Below are 17,064 nucleotides of genomic sequence, written 5' to 3' on the forward strand. Positions count from 1 at the left end.
CGCACCGGTTACCGATGCGGACTCTCCATCTGTTCGCCGATTCGCTACTGCCAGCCTTAATTGGCCAGCGTGATCCGGCATGTAGCGGCGCGAGGGTTGGGACCGGAAGCCGTGCCACCCGGAAGCCCATCCGCCACTCAAATGGCGGATGCTGACCCAGCCGATTTGACCCGGCGCCTAGATTTCCTTGAACGTCGCGGTGATACCAAGGTCGTTGAGACGCTGCTGGATCTGCTCGGCTGCCTCGGCCTGCAACACAATCTGGACTGTGCCCTGCAGATAGCTGATTTGTCTCTCGTCCAGGGCCATGTAGAACGCCCGGAAGAGTGCGGCGAAGCCGTCGGCGCTCTCGCTGCTGGCCAGCAGGTTACTGGTGAACGAAAATGCCACCTTCTGGTCTTTAGCGGGTGGTGTCGCGCCACCGTGTGGACGACCGGCGCCAGCTGCCTGGTCTTTTGGCCCGTTCGGCGGGACGGAGCTGGAGGTCCCGCCTTGTGGAGAGTCATTGGGGGGTGAGGTTTCACTGCCTGCTGCGCATTGGCCCTCGTGGGCCTGCTCTCCGCAAGTCAGGCACACCGGGGGCAGGGGTTTCGCCAACCGCAGGCTGGTACTCGCGAGGTTGACTTGTCCGGCTGCGGTGACAGCGACTTCCGTGCCCACGCCGTCGACGATGCTTACCAGGCCTTCGTTCACGGCGTCGTAGATCGCTTGCTGGAGGTCGCGGTCGCCGCCGTAGAGCAGGGGCAGCCGTGGGGCGCTGTAGAACGCGGCCCGGATGTCGGAGAGGGTCTTTCCGTGGTCCTGCTCGCGGAGGTTGTGCTGCAGTGCTCTGGGGGTGAATTCCCCTACGTCGAATACCTTGTCCCGAGCGGCCAGCGCTTTCCAGACGGCGGTGCCGTTCAGCGCGGTGAAGTTGTCGTCGTCGTGGGTGACCTCGTCAAGGTACCGTTCTCCGTCAGGGTCGGGCTGTGCCAGGAAGACGACGTGTTGGTAGGCCCTTTTGAGGGCCTTTTCCAGTTGGTCCTTCGCGGCGGCGAGTTCCTTGGTGCCGGTCGACTTAAGCTCGCTGTCGTTCTGCACCGCAGGGGCGGCCAGGGCCCTTTGCCTCGCCACGTACTCGATGGCCAGGCCGCGCACCAGGCTGCGGCGCTGGGTGTTCACTACCGCGTAGACAGCGCTGCTGGCCCACTGCACGGGGAGCTGCTGAGCGCCCTGCCCGAGCCCCATCGCGACGTTCAGCGCTTCGAGGGTGGACTTCTCCATGCCATTGCGCAGGCTGAACTGCGCAGGGTCGAGCACGATGAGCCGGGCCGTGTACGCAGTGTCCAGGCCGCTGGTGGCCATGACTTCGGTCGCGGTGCGATGAGGGTCTGCGGGGACAAACTTGAGCTCGCGGAATGGGCCGCTGTTGGCCAGCTTCTGGGCGAACTCAGCGATGACCTGGTCCCGCTCGGATTCTGTGATGGTGCGCCGGATGTTGTTGACCAGCATCCGGTGAGTGAGCCGAGTGGACAGGAAGTAGCGGGCCGGCTTGTTATTGCCCTGGCCGCGGACGATGTCGAGGGCGCTTATGCCACGGTCCGGGTTGACCAGTTCGTCGACGACGCTGTCGGCGTCGGTGATCGTGTAGCTGGTGTCCGGGACGCTGGTGGCTGCCTTGACCTCCGGTGCGCTGGCGCCGCGTCCACGCCCGGGGCGCAGGGTGCCAACGATGCTCGCCAGGAAGATGAAGGTGGCCGCGCGTTCAGCCGCGTGCGGGTTGGCCTTGACCCACGGGGTCTCGGGGCGCTCAAGGTCCTGCCTGCACGCGGTTCCTGAGGAGCCGTCGTGGTTGACGATCTCGATCTCAGCCAGGCTCCGGTAGTTAGCAGTCGTACGTTCGTCCTCGACCAGACCGCTTCCGAGGAGGGCTTCTCGGACAGGCCCTTCTGAGAGTGGGATATCGCCCGGCCCGATGAGCGCTGGCACCCACCCTCCCGCCTTGCCTCGCTGCTGCAGGGCGTAGACCGTGGCGGCGAAGATCTTAATCGTCGATCGGACGCGCTGGAATCCGGTGACCCTGCTCCATTCCTCCTTCGCTACGCTCATCAGCATGGGGTGGAAGGGGTAGCAGGCTGCGACCTCGGCAGACCAGTCGCGCCGCCAGTCGGCGCCCATTTGCTCCCAGACGTGCTTGTTCCATGCTTTGTCGTTGAGCACAGGCTCGTAGAGGGCGGCCGTCGCGGTGAGGACCTCGTTGGCGGGCTCGGTGTCGAAGAGCCGCCGACGCAGGATGTCGGCGAAGTCGCCTGCCTCGGTGACTGTGTCCGGTTTCCCGTTGCGTTCGAGCAGGGTGTTCAGATCGTCGCGTCGTTCCTTGGCTGCCGCCGACAGCGCGGTCTTGTCGACGTCTGACGCGATCATCACCATCAACATGGCCACGTGGGGTACGTCGCTGACCGTGTCGAGCAGAGCGCGCAAGAAGGCCATGTCCTGAGCTGCGAGGTCCGGCTTGTTCGCGCCGTCGAGTCCGTTGCCAATGTAGTCAAGGACCTCATCGACGATGATCAGCACGGGCCGATTCACTGCCCGGATGGCCTCGGCGATCTTATGTTTGTCGCTCCAGAACGGCCGGTAGCGCTCGTAGAGGGCGTAATCCTTGGAGAATAGCCGCCACAGGAATCGCTCATAGAGGCTCACAGCCGGACCGTCGAGCTCCTGCACCCCGGCGCCAGCGGTCATGTTGTCGCACGGCAGGACGAGCACGTGCGGCCGTCCGAGGTCGTGCGCGAGCTGCCGTCCCATCTTGGCTTTCGCCCGCTCGGCGACCTTCTCGCCGAGCTCGGTGGCCAGCAGTGCCTCGGGGTGGGCTGCCAGGTGGAAGGCGCCGATGCACGCATGCGACTTGCCGCCCCCCATGCCCTGGTCGAGTCGGGTGACGGCCCGGGCCTTGAGGTAGTCGTCACCGCCCCCGACGCGGACTGCGATCTCGGTGAGGAGGTCGATTAGTCGCCCGGCGGGGTGGGTGATGTCACCGTAGTAGCCAGCGTCGGCGTACGGCGGCCGGTCCGTGCCGGTGCCGTGCACGGCCCGGAACAGCGACATCTGCATGTCGTCGATCTCGCCGGAGGCATTCAAGATCTCCTGGCGGATCTTCAGTGCCTTCCACCACGGTGTCACGCTCGTCGTCACTGCTGTTCTCCTGGGATGGTGGGCATGGGCGCTCGTGGGGTGCTTGTCATCAGATCAGCTTCAGCTGGGCTTCGCGGTTTTGCTGTCGGCGGGCGTTCTCGCGGTTGCTGGCCGTGACTGCTTCGGCGGCGTTGCTGATGCCGGGCCGGGTGCGCAGGACGCGGGTGAACGCGATGGAGTCCGGGTCGTTTCCGGGGAGCCGGTCTGCGAGGAACTGGACGGTCGACCAGAGGTAGGTGTCGTCGACGCCCCGCTCCGAGGCCGCCAGCACCTGCCCCATGGCCTGCAGACCCTCGTCCGACGCGGCGGCGAGCGCCAGGGCGACGTCGATGGAGGCGGAGTCCCCGTTGACCTTGCCGGTGTGCTCACGTGACGTGATGAAGCAGACGCCCTTGTCGGCATCGCCCACCAGGTCGCGGACCGAGGTCAGGTCGAGTGAGGAGGCGAGAGCCTGCCATCGCAGCTCGGACTTCGCCTGGGCCTGCCGGCCGTAGAGCCGGATCCACCACAGAGCGAACCGGGTGCGGGCATCGAAGGCCGCCAGCGGCTGGTGGTTGACCTCGACCGCCATAGCCTCCTGGACTGCGGTGCGGGCCAGCGGCAGGAAGGTGTAGATGTCGACGGGCTCGCCCTTGGCGTCGAGGACCTCGCTATATCGGCCCACGACTTCCATGGCAGGCCCGGCCGCGGCCATCAGCATGTCCGCGGGGGCCAGGCCCCACCGCTCCCAGTCGGGGTAACGCCGCTTGATCTCCGCTTTGATCTCGGCCTCGACAGCGCCCTTGCGGCCTGCTGGCCGGCCGGCAGGGGCGGGGCGGCAGGCCATGGTCAAGGTCGTTTCGATGTTGGCCTTGCCTTGCTGCCCGCCGGACTCGGTGTTGGCCGGCCACGAGCCGGTCATGACCAGCCCGGCGTGTTCGATCGAGTGCAGCAGCCGCTGCCAGACCTCCGGTTCGCCGTGGCCGAAGACGATCGTGACGACGCCATCGTCACGTACGACCCGCCGCATCTGGGCGAACGCTTCGGCGATGAGGGTGTCGTAATGCGCGCGGGTGCGGTGCTCGTCCGGGGCTTCGCCGCGGACCCGCTTGACGATGATCTCCTGGCTCTTGTCCTGGCAGCCGTGCGGGTCGGCCGTGACAGCGAGCTCCGGCCAGGTGTTGTGCAGGCACCGCTTGGCCCAGGTGAAGAAGAGGTCGGAGGCGTCCGCGTAGGCAATCATCTGGTCGTATGGAGGGTCGGTGACGACTGCGGTGAAGGTCTCGGGCGGGTAGGACAGCGCGGTGGCGGTCCCCCGCTGGACGGAGGCCGGTGCACCGCGCAGGTCGGAGAACAGGTTGCGGCAGGCGGCCAACACGTTGTCCGAGATCGAGCTCCACGTTCCGGGGCCGTCGCCAATGCCGGCCTCGAAGAAGTCGTGGGAGAAGGTGATCGAGCCTTCGTTGACGAACAGATCTCCGACCTGCGCGCCGCCCTTGCTCTGGAACCGGGCGCCGCGGGTGGAACGCCGCAGTTTCTTGACCACGACGGCCGTCGCGTACCCGGTCAGGGCGCGAACGTAGTCCCGTGACAGTCCGGTTGCGGTGAGTTCGTCCCCAAGCTGGTTGATGATGCGTGCCAGGCGCACGTACGAGAGGGTCTGACGGTCGACCATGAAGTCGCCGTACGTCTTCGCCCCGTAGATACTCGGGCCGATGATGTTGTTATTCCCCGGGGCGATGACCTCGTCCGGGACGGCCGGGAGGAAGGGGCTGAACGCCGGCTCGGCGGCCAGCGCCTGGCTGGCGACCTCGACTGCCTCCCGCTCCTGGGACGTGGGCTGGCGGAAGGCCTTCTTGCTCTTGGAGTCGATGTCCGCGGCCAGGACCAGAGTGTCCCGGCCCTGCCTTTCCTGTAGCAGCCGCCGGTGCACGGCCAGCGGGTGGACGTGGCTGCAGAACACGCAGATCGCACTCTTGCCCGGCACCTTCTTGCCGTTCGCCACGGCGTTGGTCAGTGTGGGCGCCCGGGTGGGCTTCCCGGGCGCTACGACCGCCTCCCAGGTACCAGAGGTCCGATCCGCGTCGATGTAGAACGACACGGACTCCCGGCTTCCCCGAGCGGGCATCAGTTCGTAGGAACCGATGAGCGGGAACTGCTGGCCACACTCCTGGCAGGGGATCTCGACCGCCCACAGATACCCCCACGGCAGCGCGCCGTTGTGCCGCGGGTAGACATCCCGCATCGCGGCTGCATGTCGGCTCCGGATCTCCGTGAACAGGCTCTCAAGGTCGCCGAGCAGCCGGTCCGTACGGGAGGTCAGCAGGTGGCCGATTTCCCCGAACGGAAGCTCGGGTTCCTCGCTCCAGTCCTCGAACGGGGCCGAGGTGAGCAGGTGGCTCGCCAGCACCGCCACCGGGCTGTAGTCAACGGCAGACGCCTGGACCCCCAAGCGCGCCGACTCCAGTGGGATCATGCCGCGCCCTGAGAACGGGTCGAGGGTGGCCGCTCCTTCGGGGTTCGCCTTGGTGATCTCCGCCTGCAGGTCGCTCCACGATGCGTAGCGTCCCGTCATGGCGTCACGGACCAGGTTCTGCAGCCGGGCCTGTTCCTCAGTGTCGTCGGGCCAGGGCAGTAGCGAGCAGATCGTGGCGGCTTTGGCTTGGGCGGTGGGGCGCTTGGCGAACCACATGAACAGGGAGATCTCGCTGTTCCCCGATCCCCAGCCCTTGTCGCTGTTGGCCGACACCTCGGCACTGGGAAACCATCGTTCGATCATCCTGGTCATGTGTTGCTCCCCGGTGCGTTCTTGAGGCTGCTGCCGGGGACGCGGAAGACCGCGCTCCCGGTCATGTCGTTGGCGAAGAGGGTGGCCGGGTCCTCGTAGGCACCGAAGAAGCGGCCTCGGCCGTCGGCGCACTGGTCGACGACGTAGAGCCAGTACTCCTTGCGGTGCTGGGTGGCGATCAGGACCTCGTTCCCGGTCATCCGGATACCGTCGCTGGCCGCGCTGCCCAGCACACCCTTGACCTCGACGTGCCGGACCTGGCTGTTACGACGGGCCTCCAGGTCGTAGCCCCGGCCCTCGGTGTGCACGTCCTCCACCACCCACCCATCGTCCTGGAGGAGCTGCTGGACGTGCCGCATGGAGACCAACTCGGCATCGATCTCGGCCTGAACAGTGACGTCGGCTGCGGCCAGGACGCGGATCCGGCCGATCAGCTTCGGGTCGGTCAGCTGCACGTCAGCGAGCCGTTCGAGTTCGTCGAGCCGTTGAGCGGTCTGAGCCTGAAGCCGACGTCGCAGTTCGACCCGGGCGGCTCGGTCGCCGATGCCGTCGGTAAGACTCAGCGGCAGGTTAGTCAAGTCCCGGCGAGCCTGGGCGAACCAGTCGGAACGTACCCGCCGGTGCTCCTCGACAGTCACGGCAGCCACCTCGCCAGCCGCCGCGAAGGCCCGTCCCTCGCGTGCGGGATGGGGCGCGGTGCCGTGCTGCTCGGTGGGCACGAGGTTGGCCAGAGCCTCCCACCGCACCGGGCGGGCGTTGCCGCTGTCGTCGACTTTGATCAGACTCGCCCAGATGCTGGCGCGTTTCCCGTCGCTTTCGGTCATGGTCGCCGTGTATGCGTAAAGGTCGTACGGTGTGAGGCTGGTGGGGTCGGCGGCGGCACCTGACTGGTGCAGGTCCTCGGCCAGGGTGTGTTCGACCATGCCGATCAGATCAGTGAATCCCGGCTCCCCGGGCCCGAGCGTGATGGTGTCGCCGACGTCGATGCTCTCTGCCGCCTCCCGCACCGCGTCCCCGCTGGTGGCGATGTGGACTTCGCTGCTGCTGCCGAGAGTGGCCGGGAACGTGGCCCCGCCTCCGAGGGAAAGCCGCCGGAATCCGGCTCCGGCGGCGGTCGGCGACGACTGCAGCACGTTGGCAGCGGCGAGCCGGTCGAGATACGCCTCGACGATTGCCGGGTTGATCCGCGCGAATAGATCACGCTGAAGCAGCGTCAGCGCGGCCACCGCGTCCACCTGGCTGGCCAGACGCCGTTCGTTGTCCCGCACCTGCCGGGCCGCCCGGGTAAGTTCCTGGGCCTGGATGGCCCGGGCGGCGTCGATCGCCTGCTGCTTCTTGATCTCGTCGTTGCCGTAGAGGTCGGACAGCCACTTGTCGTAGTCGACGCCCGTGATCTCGGCAACGGCCGACAGGCTGTCGAACATCTGACCGTGCATCTCGTTCGCCGCGGTGACGAAGTTGTCCAGCAACCTGAGCAGGGTCTCGCCCTCACGAGTGTCGGTGGCGACCAGGTTGTACAGGTGGACGTCCCGCAGCTGGCCGATGCGGTGGATGCGTCCCATCCGTTGTTCGAGGCGGACCAGGGACCACGGGATGTCGTAGTTGACCAGCACGTGCGCGGCTTGCAGGTCGATGCCCTCATTGCCAGCATCGGTGGTGACGATGACCTGAAACTCTCCACGCATGAAGGCCCGGCGCACGTCGTCGCGCTCTGCCTTGCTCTGTCGTCCGGAGTAGAGTTTTGCGGTGAATCCCTCGCATTCGAGGCGCTCTGCAATCCACTGGGCCGAGTCCGCGTACTCGGTGAACACCACGGCCTGTTCGCCGTTCCCGGGAAGAATCCCGTGTTTGGCCAAGCAGTCGCCGGTGAGCCGTTTCCACTTCGACGGCTTCCAGACGGGGTCGCCGATCGTGGCGTTGATCTGGTCCCCAAGGCTCTTGATCGCTGCCCGCTCGGCCCTGGTGGAGGTCGAGCCCGTATGGATGACCTTCGCCTCGTCGATCTCCGCCTCGTCGCCCTGGTCCTCGCTGTCGGCGATGAGGGCGGCCTCTGCCTCGCTCATCGCGCCCATGTGGTCGTAGCGTCGGCGCAGAGTCTCGGCGAGCGCGTGCAGGCTGGAAGCGGTCCGCTTGCCGTACACCATGCGGGCAAGCGGCTGCGCTGTCGAGGGGAAGAACCGGTCGACCATGTCCAAGGCAGCTTGGTAGTAGCCGTACTCGGTCTGCGACAGAGGAACACTGTGATTGTGGGCGGAACGGCCCTTAAACAGCCGTGTCTTGCCGTCGTAGTCGACCAGGTCTTCCTTCATCCGCCGAAGGAAGTGGATCGGGCCCGGCCGCAGCGCGCTGAGCTCGACATTGGGGTCGCTGCCCGGATCCGGGTAGATCGCCGGGTCGACCAGGTGCAACAGATGCCGGAACAGCCACTCCTTGCCCCGGTGCGGGGTCGCGGTCATCAGCAACGCCCGTGGAGTGTTCTTCGCCAGCAGGCGGCCAACCTGGTGGAACCCGGCCGCGGTCGGGGTCAACCGGTGCGCCTCGTCGAAGACCACGAGGTCCCAGCCGGCCTTGTCCGGCCGAATGGCCTCCTGAACGGCGGGGTTGACCGCCGCCAGCTCCAGCGAGACCACCCATAGGTCGTTGGAGTTCAGCGCGTTCTCACGCACCGTGGCCGAGGTGAGCTGCCGCAGCCCGCCCCCCAGCAGCCGCTCGAAGTCGTCCACCCACTTCGAGGCCAGGTTCGCCGGGCACACGATGATGGCACGCTTGACCAGGCTCAGCCGCTGCATCTCCCGGAGGTAGAGGCCGGCCATGATCGTCTTGCCGGTGCCCGGCTCGTCAGCGAGCAGGAACCGCAGCAGCGGCTGCGGCAGCATCGCGCCGTAGACGGCCGTGGTCTGGTGCGCGTACGGCTTCAGCGGCGTGGCCGCCATGGCACTGGACTCTGCGTTGGTGGCTGCCGCATGCATCCACTGCGTCCACATGGCCGCCAGCACCCGCGCGGAGTCGGCTCGTCCGTCGCTGACCAGGGGGCGCACGGTCTGGGTGTCTCCGACTGACAGGTTCACCTCGTGCCGGCGGTCCTGGTCATCGACAAGAATGAGGTCCCACGACCCCGGTTCGTCGCCCGGGAGAGCGAACCGGATGGTGGCGAACTCAGGTACTCCCGCGGCACGGACCCTCACCCTCTGCCCGCGTTCGAACCCCATCTCGTACTCCGGCTGCATACTCATGCGCGCGTCCCGTAGTTCGTCCGAATCCAGCGGGCCAACAGCGGGTCGATCACTCGCCATCCCTGGTCTGCGTCTTCGATGAGCCCCGCAGCGACCAGGTGCGGCGTCGCTTTCTGTGCCGTGGTCTTGGGAAGGCCCAACGTCCGCAGGGCCCGCGCGGCCATGGGCGTGCCGTACTCGGCCACAGCCCGCAGTACCTTGCGCTGCCCCACTGTGAGCCCGCTCATCGTGGCCCTGGCCTCGGGATCGATCTGCCGCAGCGCCGCAGTGGCCGCCGCCTCAAGGTGATCGCTGGTGGCCCGTTCCCCGGCGCGGACCTCCAGCCAGAGCAGGTGAGCCAGCAGCATGGTCCGCTGCGGATGTCCCTCACCCATAGTCACCATTCCGCCCAGAACACTGGTCACGTCACGGCCCTGCGCGGCGAACCGCTCCTTGATCACCTCATGAAGTTCTGCGGTCGGCAGCCGATCCAGGCGCAGAGTCTCTACCTGCCTGCCAGAGAGTTGTTCCCCGCCATGGGACACCGCGGACAGCATGTCCGGCCTCCCTCCGGAGAACAGATATGAGACGGCGTCCCGGTGACGCCACACGTGCTGCCAGATCAGCTCCTCGGCCCCTGGCACACCAGCGACGGACTGGAATTCGTCCAGCACGATCAAAGTCCGCCCGCCCTCGCGCTGGGCCAGCTGGGCGGGCAGCTCCAGCAGGGTATGCAGCGCCGGCACCGGGTCGGCGGTGGGCCTGTCGGCCAGGGCCACAGCGAATCCGGCGCCGGTGATCGATACGCCGGTCTGCGCGGCGGCAAGGATCTTGCTGGCCGCCGCTCGCAGGGTGTCGGGTGTGTGCTGCGTCCACGCCCGCTCCAGACGAAGCACCAGATCGGACAGACTGGCGACTTCGAACAGGTCAGCGGTAACCACCACCAACCCACCCTGCTTGCCATCGGCTGCGATCTTGCGGATCAGGCTCGTCTTGCCGTAGCGCCGTGGCGCCACCAGCGCCACCAGCCGCCCATCACGGGTCCACGTCTTGATCATGTCGGTCTCTCGCCGCCTGTCGATCATGCGGTCAAGAGGAATTGGCCCGTCGAACTCGAACGGGCTCGCGGTGTCCCGCATCGCCGACTCCAAGAGATATGACGTGGAGGCTTACAGAAGGTACGCCGCTAGCGTACCCGTCTGGTACGCCACCGGCGTTCATCTTCGAATCATCCGATCGCCGCGACAGTCACCAGTCGCCCCGACACGGGTAGTCGCTCCGAGGCTTCACCCTTTGAGGGGAAGGGGAGGCCATGCCAAGCAGAACGCCCGGCTCCGCATCCGCCACGTGAAAGTTGGCAACCTCAGCCAGAGCCGCAGCGGCATCCGAGCCACCAGATCCCTGCTTCCTCCTGGCCGCGTCGCCGAACTCGACCGCGTACAGGACTGCGTTGCTGCCGACACCCAGCCTGGTCAACTCCCGGCCACAGAGTCAGCGGTCCCCAGCCTGCAGTGAGACAGCCGCCATCGGGATCGGTTAGCCGTCCGGCTCGGCGGCCCACCGATCCCAGACGAACGGCGCCCGCCGAGCCCGAGCAGTTACGTGCCGCAGTTCAATCGCCCGGCGTCAGGAACAGCTCAGATGTCTCAGGGGCTTCGCTGTCTCAGCGGGAAGCGTCTTCGCAGACGCCGCGAATGAGTCGACGGCCGAGGGGTCTCAGGGAACGGCACTGAAAGTTATGTTTCCGCGACCTTCTCGGCGCCCGACCAAGGTGGCAGATGGTTGGGCTGTTGGTTCCCCAGCCGAGCCGAGGGATGACGCCGTGTGCGAGCTGGTACCCGTAGAGGTGGCCTGGCACCGTGCCGCGTCGCGTCCTGCCCGGCCGCGAGGCAGCCTTGAAGCTGGCGTGGCCGGTACTGGAGATCCCGCCGAAGAAGCGGGCCCGAACGGACTCGTCGGCAAGCCAGGCAGTCCACTCAACCGCTGCTATGCGTACGGGCGTTGGCTCACCAATGAGGGCAAGCTGTTCATCAAACGGAGCGGGCCCGAACCCGTTCACCGCCGAGAGCGGGAAAAGTCCGGGCCCAAGATTGTTCTCAGGCGGCATCAGCCCGGCCGGCCGTCCTGCGTGGAGACCGGGGCCGAGGTGTCCGGGGCCGGGGGAGACGGGAGCGACACTTCCGCCCGAGACTTTCCGGCGCGGCTGGAGCGCGGGCGTTCAACGCGAGCCCGCAGTACTTCGATGATCTCCTTCGCGCGCGCTGCGGTAACAGGCTTCGCCTCGCGTTCCAGTTCCTCCGCCGGCACACCCAACAGTTCCGCAACCAGCTCTGCGTTGTTGTCGAACAGCCGCAGAGCTACAGCAGCGGCTTCCCGTGCCGCAATCTCGGCCTCGTCCTTCGCCCGCGCCGCCTTCGCCGCAGTCTCGCGCGCGGTCAACACGTTCGCTGCGGCCATCTCCCGCGTCTTCGCCTGGAGGGCTTCCACCGCGCGAACCCGCCGCCGCAGCTCTGTCGCGCTTACCGATGCTGCCGGTGTCGAGCTCACTCTTGCCCCCAGTTCTGTTCAAATGCACTGCTCATCGCGCGCACCGTACGCACAGGTCTGCGGGCATCTCGAACCACGAGGGCGGCGCCGGTGTCGGTGCCGACGTCAGGGATTTTGTGCCTCTGGCGGGTCCTCTCTCGGAGGGGGTGGGGGCGGGTTGGTTGGGTGCGGTGTCGTTGTGGTGCAGGTGAGGGCGGGGTTCCCTCCTCGGCCGGACCCCCAGGGGGCGTACCAGGAACCCGGACACGGCGTCCAGGCCGAGCCGCTGCGCGGTCGCTTTGCGAGCCTGGACACCGCGCCCGGAACCCTGGTACGGCGGAGCTGTCCGACCGAGGAGGGAACCCCGCCCAGGCGCGTTGTGGCCGGGCCCGGCCGGGCGGGTGCGGGTCGGTGGTGGAGAAAGAGCAGGTCAGAGCCCTTATTTAGGTTGACCAGCACCCCAGAACATGGTTTAATTAGTCATGTCGGAAGGGGAGGGCAACCCCCGACCGGCACCGGAAGGCCAACCGGCCGCCGCGAACCTCTCTCACCAGGAGAACGAACGTGACCACCACCAAGACGCCCATGAAACTCGAAACCATCCGGGCCCTGCTCGCCACGGCGGAGGACTCCCGCACGCCCGAGGCGGAAGCGGAGCTGGCCCGGAAGCGGGCATTCGAGATGATGGCGAAGTACGGCGTCGAGCAGGCAATGCTCAACGACTCCAACCCGTCCAGCGATGCCCCTACGGACCGTCAGATCGTTCTGGACAACCCGTGGGCCATGGAGCGCGTCCGCCTCATCAACCGCATCGCTACCGCACTCGGCTGCGAACTCATCCACCTTGGCCGCGACGGCAGCGGGCCGTCCCGCCGTGTCCACATCTTCGGGTACGCGAGCGACCTTCAGCGCGTCGAGCTGCTGTACACCTCCCTCCTTCTCCAGATGAACAGCGGCCTGGTGACTCAGTCCGTCCCGCCGGGGCAGGGGGCGCGCGCATGGCGACGCTCCTGGCTCATCGGCTTTATCAACCGGGTGGGCGACCGCATCGCGGAGGCCGAGCGCGGCGCACGCGAAGACGCCAAGGGTGAGACCACCACCACCACCGGCCGCAGCGCGGCCCTTGTGCTCGCGGACCGCAAGACCGTAGTTGAGCGCAACTACCGGCAGGCGTACCCGCGTTCCCGGAAGGGCGGCACCACCACCATCACCGGCAACGGGTACGGAGCAGGTTGGGCCGCTGGGAGCCGCGCCGACATCGGCGGTAAGCGGATCGGCCGCACCACGGCCGGGTCCATAGCCGCGTAGGCATATCCAGGCCGGGGGCGGCTCCGCCGTCCCCGGCCACCCTGCCCGCGACCTACCCCAGGAGCATGATCGTGCCGTCTCGCAAGCCGCCAGCCACCCCCGCCCGCATTTTCACCGCAGCCGCCGACCACATCGAACGCGTCGGCCTGTATCAGGGTGATCACCTCTGGCAGCCCGGCCGGATGGGCGAGAACGCACCGTGCACCGTGCTGCACGCATGGGAGCGAGGCGTCCGCGCCGCCCGGCCCGGCTGGTCCGTGCGCGGTGAACCGTGGGACATCTTCCGTCGAGCCCTCGCCGATTCGCTTGTGGTGCTCAGCAACCACATCAACGGCCGCCCCGTGTCCGGCGTCCGGTGGCGCAAGCTGCGACTCACCGAGGACGCCTACCGTCGCACCCTGCTGTGGTGCTGGGGAGACGCGCCCGAGCGGACCGCAGCCGAGGCCACCGCGATGATCCGAGCCGCCGCAGTCCCGTACCTGAGTGGCGGCGGTCACGCGAAGCATGGTTGCCCAGCCCTTCGAAACATGGTTTAATTAAGCGTATCGGAGGGGGAGGGCAACACCCCCGACCGACATCCCCACCGGGTCGAACGGCCCCGACAAACTCTCACCAGAAAGAGAAGGAACGATGACCAACATCAAGACCCAGGCCGGCGTCCAGGCTGCCCCTGCCCTCTGGTCGACCCTCACTGTCGCTGAACTTGCCGCGCACCCCGGCAACCTCCGCGACATCGAGGCCCCGGCCGACCTGGTGGCCGACGTGAAGGAGAGTGGTGTCGTAGAGCCGCTGTACGTCGTGCGGACACATGGCGACGTGCCGCAGATCATCGACGGGTTCCAGCGTCTCGCCGCCGCCGTCGCCGCAGGGCTGGAGACCCTGCCGGTCACGCCCCGTCCGGTTATTCGGATCGACGCGCTCACTCCGCACCCGAAGAACGCCCGCGAAGACCTCGACATCAACGTGCCGTTCGTGGACTCCCTCCGTGCCGAGGGATGCCGCATCCCCGTCAAGATCCAGCGCTTTGACGGCGGAGTCCTCCAGGTCAACGACGGGAACCGTAGATTCTTCGGCTCCAAGGACGCGGGCCTTACCCACGTGCCGTACGAGTGGGACGACGACGACCGCGATGAGGCCGGGCAGTTCCTCGACATGATCACAACCGCCCAGCACCGCAAGAGTCTGACCCCGTCGGAGATGAATCAGGCCATGTTCAGTGCCGCCGAGGCAGGCGCGCAGGTCGGCCGCATCGCCAAGGCCGCAGGCGTGCGACAGAAGGACGTCAAGACCCTGGTCAGGGTCCGGACAGACGAGAAGCTGAGCGCCGCCGTCACGGCCGCAAGCTACGCGTGGACGTTTGAGCACATGGCTGCCCTCACCGAGTTTGCCGACGACCCCGAAGCGCTCGCCACGATCACCGAGGCCGCCGCCGAGGACGACGCGGACCCCGGCGACGTTGACTGGACCATTGCCGTTGAGCGAACCAAGCGTGACAAGCGAGTCCAGGCCGAGACGCACCGAGCCGAGTTGGAGGCGGCCGGGCAGAGGATCAGGGACGCCGAGGAGCTGTCCGACCGCGCCACAACCGTGTGGCGACTGCGCGGCATCAGCACCGAGGAGCACGCCGAGTGCAAGGGGCTGGTCTGGGTGTTCGACGAGCGGCGGGGCGATCGGTACGAGCCCTACTGCTCCGCCCCCGGCCTGTACGGGCACACGGTGCCCGAGAGCGCCAGCGGCAGCGGCGGCACGAAGACCACCGCCGAGAAGGAGGTCGAGCGCGCCGCCCGCGCCGCCGTCAAGAAGGGCAACATCGACTGGGACGCCTCCGAGGCGCTGCGCCGGAAGTGGATCACTGATCTGATCAAGCGCCGCACCCCCACGAAGAACACCACGAACGCATTGATCGGGCACGTCAACGATGCTCTTCTCAGCGGCACTTGGGGTGTCTCCGACGACCTGAACAAGGAGGGCACCACCGAGATCCTGGCCGCCTTCCTGGGCCTGAACGCCCAGCAGGCCAACGACCGGACCCGCTTTGCCGCGCACGCCGCCAAGGACCCGCGCAGGGCCCCGCAGCTCCAGTTCGCGGCCATCGCCGCCGTCCGCGAGAAGTGCGCGAGCCGGTCGGCGTGGCGGACCGACGACCAGCACGCCCCGTGGACGCGGAGGCCCACCGGCCAGTGGTTCAAGGCCCTGGAATCGCTGGGGTACCCGCTCACGTCCATCGAGCAGTCCGTAGTGGATGACGAGCCGTACGACCCGGCGAAGAAGAAGCCCCGCGCCGCGATCGCGTCCGGCAGCGAGCCCGAGACCGAGCAGCAGGCGGGCGCTGAAGGGGAGTCGAGCGAGCCGGAGGCCGAGGCGGACGACCCGGCGAGCGACGACGAAGCCGCCGCCTAGCCCCCTCAGCCGTCCGACGCCGGGGGCGGGAATCCCGCCCCCGGCCACCCCAGGAGCCCCACAGTGACCCGTACAGCCACGTTCGAGATCCACGCCGACGACCACGGCTGCGGATGCATCCCCGCCCCCGCCGAGCCCGACCCCGCCACCACCGCCGACATCATGCAGGCCCGCGCCATTGCGTCCGGGCTCGCGGAGTTCGGCATCGGGCCCGCCCGCTGGTCCGCCGCCTACGACCACCAGGCCGCCGCCGTCGTCCTGCGCGTGGACACCCCGCGCGGACTGTACGCACTCGCCATCCCCGCCCCCGGCCAGCCGTTCCCCGTCCGCCACCGGGGCGAGCGCATCGGAGCCCTGGACTGCCGCCGCACCTACGGCACCGCCGACAGCTACACCGCCGCTCTGTTCGCCGCGTATCTCCGCGACCGCGCTGCACTCGACATCCCCGGCCGGGATGCTTGCCCCACACCACAAAACATGGTTTAATTACTTGTGTCGGAAGGGGAGGGCAACACCCCATCCGACACACGGGCCGCAGCAGCCCGACCCCCCGGCCGCAGGCGGAGGGCAACCCGCCCGGCCGGGCACTCGATTCCTCTCTCGCCAGCAGGAGCACCCACAATGACCAGCGCAGCCATGCGGTTTTCAGTCCCCGCCACGGCCGAGTCTCGCGTCCGTCAGCTTGTCGAGGCGGCCAACGCCCGCGCCGCCGTCCACCAGCTCACCGCCTACTCGCTCGACACCTCCGCGCCGTTCCTGGCCGACCACCGCGACACAGACGGCCGCCTGATCGGCCAACGCCCCACTGTCACCGTGACGATCTCCGGAGACATCCCCCGCCACCACGGCTGGACCGTCGTCGCCCGACTGGACCACGACGAGGAGGGCGAGACAGCGAGACGCTGCTCAGCCTTTTCCCTGGACTTCCCGAGCCGGACGCCGAGGCTGTGCGCGGATACCGAGCAGTTGAGAACTTCTGTCACGGCTGCAAGATCGCTCGGCACCGCACAGCCACCTATCTCGCCCGCCACGAGAACGGGGAATTCCGGCAGCTGGGCACGACGTGCGTTGAGCCGTACACCGGTCTCCCGATCAAGGGCCTAGAGGCCCTGTGGCGGTTCGGCACGCTGAAGGACTCCGACTGGGACGGCGGCGAAGGCGGCATCCCGGCCGATCTTCGCGTGCCAGTGGCCGAGGTGCTGCGGGTGACCGCCGCAATCGTGACGCAGGAAGGCCGCTTCCACAGTCGATCCGAGCAGTGGAAGAACACCGCGCCGACCGCCGACATGGTCGAGTCGTACTTCTTCGACCGCAAGGCCCCCGAGGAGTGGCGGGCAGCCGTCGACGCCGAGCCCGACGCCCCGAGCACCGCCGCCGCCGTCCGGGCGTGGGCGGTCCAGGGGTACGGCAGCCTGAACGACTACCGCCACAAGGTTGGCCAACTGGCGAAGGCCGACACGGTTGACCCCCGCCACCTCCCGACGCTCGTGTCAGCCATCGCGGGATGGCACCGCGATCAGGAGAAGGAAGCCACCGAGCGGGCCGCCCAGAACTCCAAGCCGCAAGGCACCGTGGGCGAGCGCATCACCACGACCGCCACCGTCACGACCGTAGTTGAGCTGGAGGGTCGGACGTACGGCTACAACACGCAGCGCCGCCGACTGGTGAAGTTCCAGGACC

The 17,064-nt window shown here is 67.7% G+C and carries 10 protein-coding genes and 1 pseudogene; 5 read left to right on the forward strand and 6 right to left on the reverse strand.

All coding sequences use genetic code 11. From position 1 onward, the window contains the following. Positions 1–177: 177 nt before the first annotated feature. The 5 genes from ABCR94_RS08115 to ABCR94_RS08135 form a co-directional block, all read right to left on the reverse strand. Positions 178–3,171 carry a DUF499 family protein gene (locus ABCR94_RS08115; protein ID WP_521976410.1) on the reverse strand — a complete coding sequence of 998 codons (2,994 nt, stop codon included), beginning with the start codon at positions 3,169–3,171 and terminating at the stop codon, positions 178–180. Positions 3,172–3,220: 49 nt separating this feature from the next. Next, positions 3,221–5,938, reverse strand: coding sequence for a DUF1156 domain-containing protein (locus ABCR94_RS08120; RefSeq protein WP_347118384.1), 2,718 nt, complete (start codon positions 5,936–5,938; stop codon positions 3,221–3,223). After that, positions 5,935–9,171, reverse strand: a complete 3,237-nt coding sequence (locus ABCR94_RS08125) for a helicase-related protein (protein WP_347118385.1) — start codon at positions 9,169–9,171, stop codon at positions 5,935–5,937. Before ABCR94_RS08125 ends, ABCR94_RS08120 begins: the two co-directional genes overlap by 4 nt. Beyond that, positions 9,168–10,289 (reverse strand): ATP-binding protein, encoded by a 1,122-nt coding sequence (locus ABCR94_RS08130; protein WP_347118386.1) that lies wholly within the window; start codon positions 10,287–10,289, stop codon positions 9,168–9,170. Before ABCR94_RS08130 ends, ABCR94_RS08125 begins: the two co-directional genes overlap by 4 nt. A gap of 967 nt (positions 10,290–11,256) precedes the next feature. Beyond that, positions 11,257–11,607, reverse strand: coding sequence for a hypothetical protein (locus ABCR94_RS08135; protein ID WP_347118387.1), 351 nt, complete (start codon positions 11,605–11,607; stop codon positions 11,257–11,259). Between the two features lie 633 nt (positions 11,608–12,240). On the opposite strand from ABCR94_RS08135, the gene ABCR94_RS08140 reads away from it, so the two are divergent. The 4 genes from ABCR94_RS08140 (at position 12,241) to ABCR94_RS08155 (ending at position 15,870) form a co-directional block, all read left to right on the forward strand. Then, a complete protein-coding gene (locus tag ABCR94_RS08140; RefSeq protein ID WP_347118388.1) occupies positions 12,241–12,984 on the forward strand; it encodes a DUF2786 domain-containing protein in 744 nt (247 codons plus the stop codon). 65 nt (positions 12,985–13,049) lie between these two features. Beyond that, entirely contained in the window at positions 13,050–13,520 is a 471-nt protein-coding gene (locus ABCR94_RS08145) for a DUF6197 family protein (protein ID WP_347118389.1), read from the forward strand. Positions 13,521–13,614: 94 nt separating this feature from the next. After that, positions 13,615–15,384, forward strand: a complete 1,770-nt coding sequence (locus ABCR94_RS08150; RefSeq protein ID WP_347118390.1) for a ParB/RepB/Spo0J family partition protein — start codon at positions 13,615–13,617, stop codon at positions 15,382–15,384. A 63-nt stretch (positions 15,385–15,447) separates the two neighbouring features. Then, a complete protein-coding gene (locus ABCR94_RS08155; protein WP_347118391.1) occupies positions 15,448–15,870 on the forward strand; it encodes a hypothetical protein in 423 nt (140 codons plus the stop codon). 159 nt (positions 15,871–16,029) lie between these two features. Here ABCR94_RS08155 and ABCR94_RS08160 read toward each other — a convergent pair whose 3' ends face one another. After that, positions 16,030–16,182 (reverse strand): hypothetical protein, encoded by a 153-nt coding sequence (locus ABCR94_RS08160; protein ID WP_347118393.1) that lies wholly within the window; start codon positions 16,180–16,182, stop codon positions 16,030–16,032. A 149-nt stretch (positions 16,183–16,331) separates the two neighbouring features. Here ABCR94_RS08160 and ABCR94_RS08165 point away from each other — a divergent pair. Then, a pseudogene (locus ABCR94_RS08165) lies at positions 16,332–17,064 on the forward strand (hypothetical protein); the annotation flags it as partial.

The sequence above is a fragment of the Streptomyces changchenzhani genome (genome assembly GCF_039766235.1).
Classification (GTDB): Bacteria; Actinomycetota; Actinomycetes; order Streptomycetales; family Streptomycetaceae; genus Streptomyces.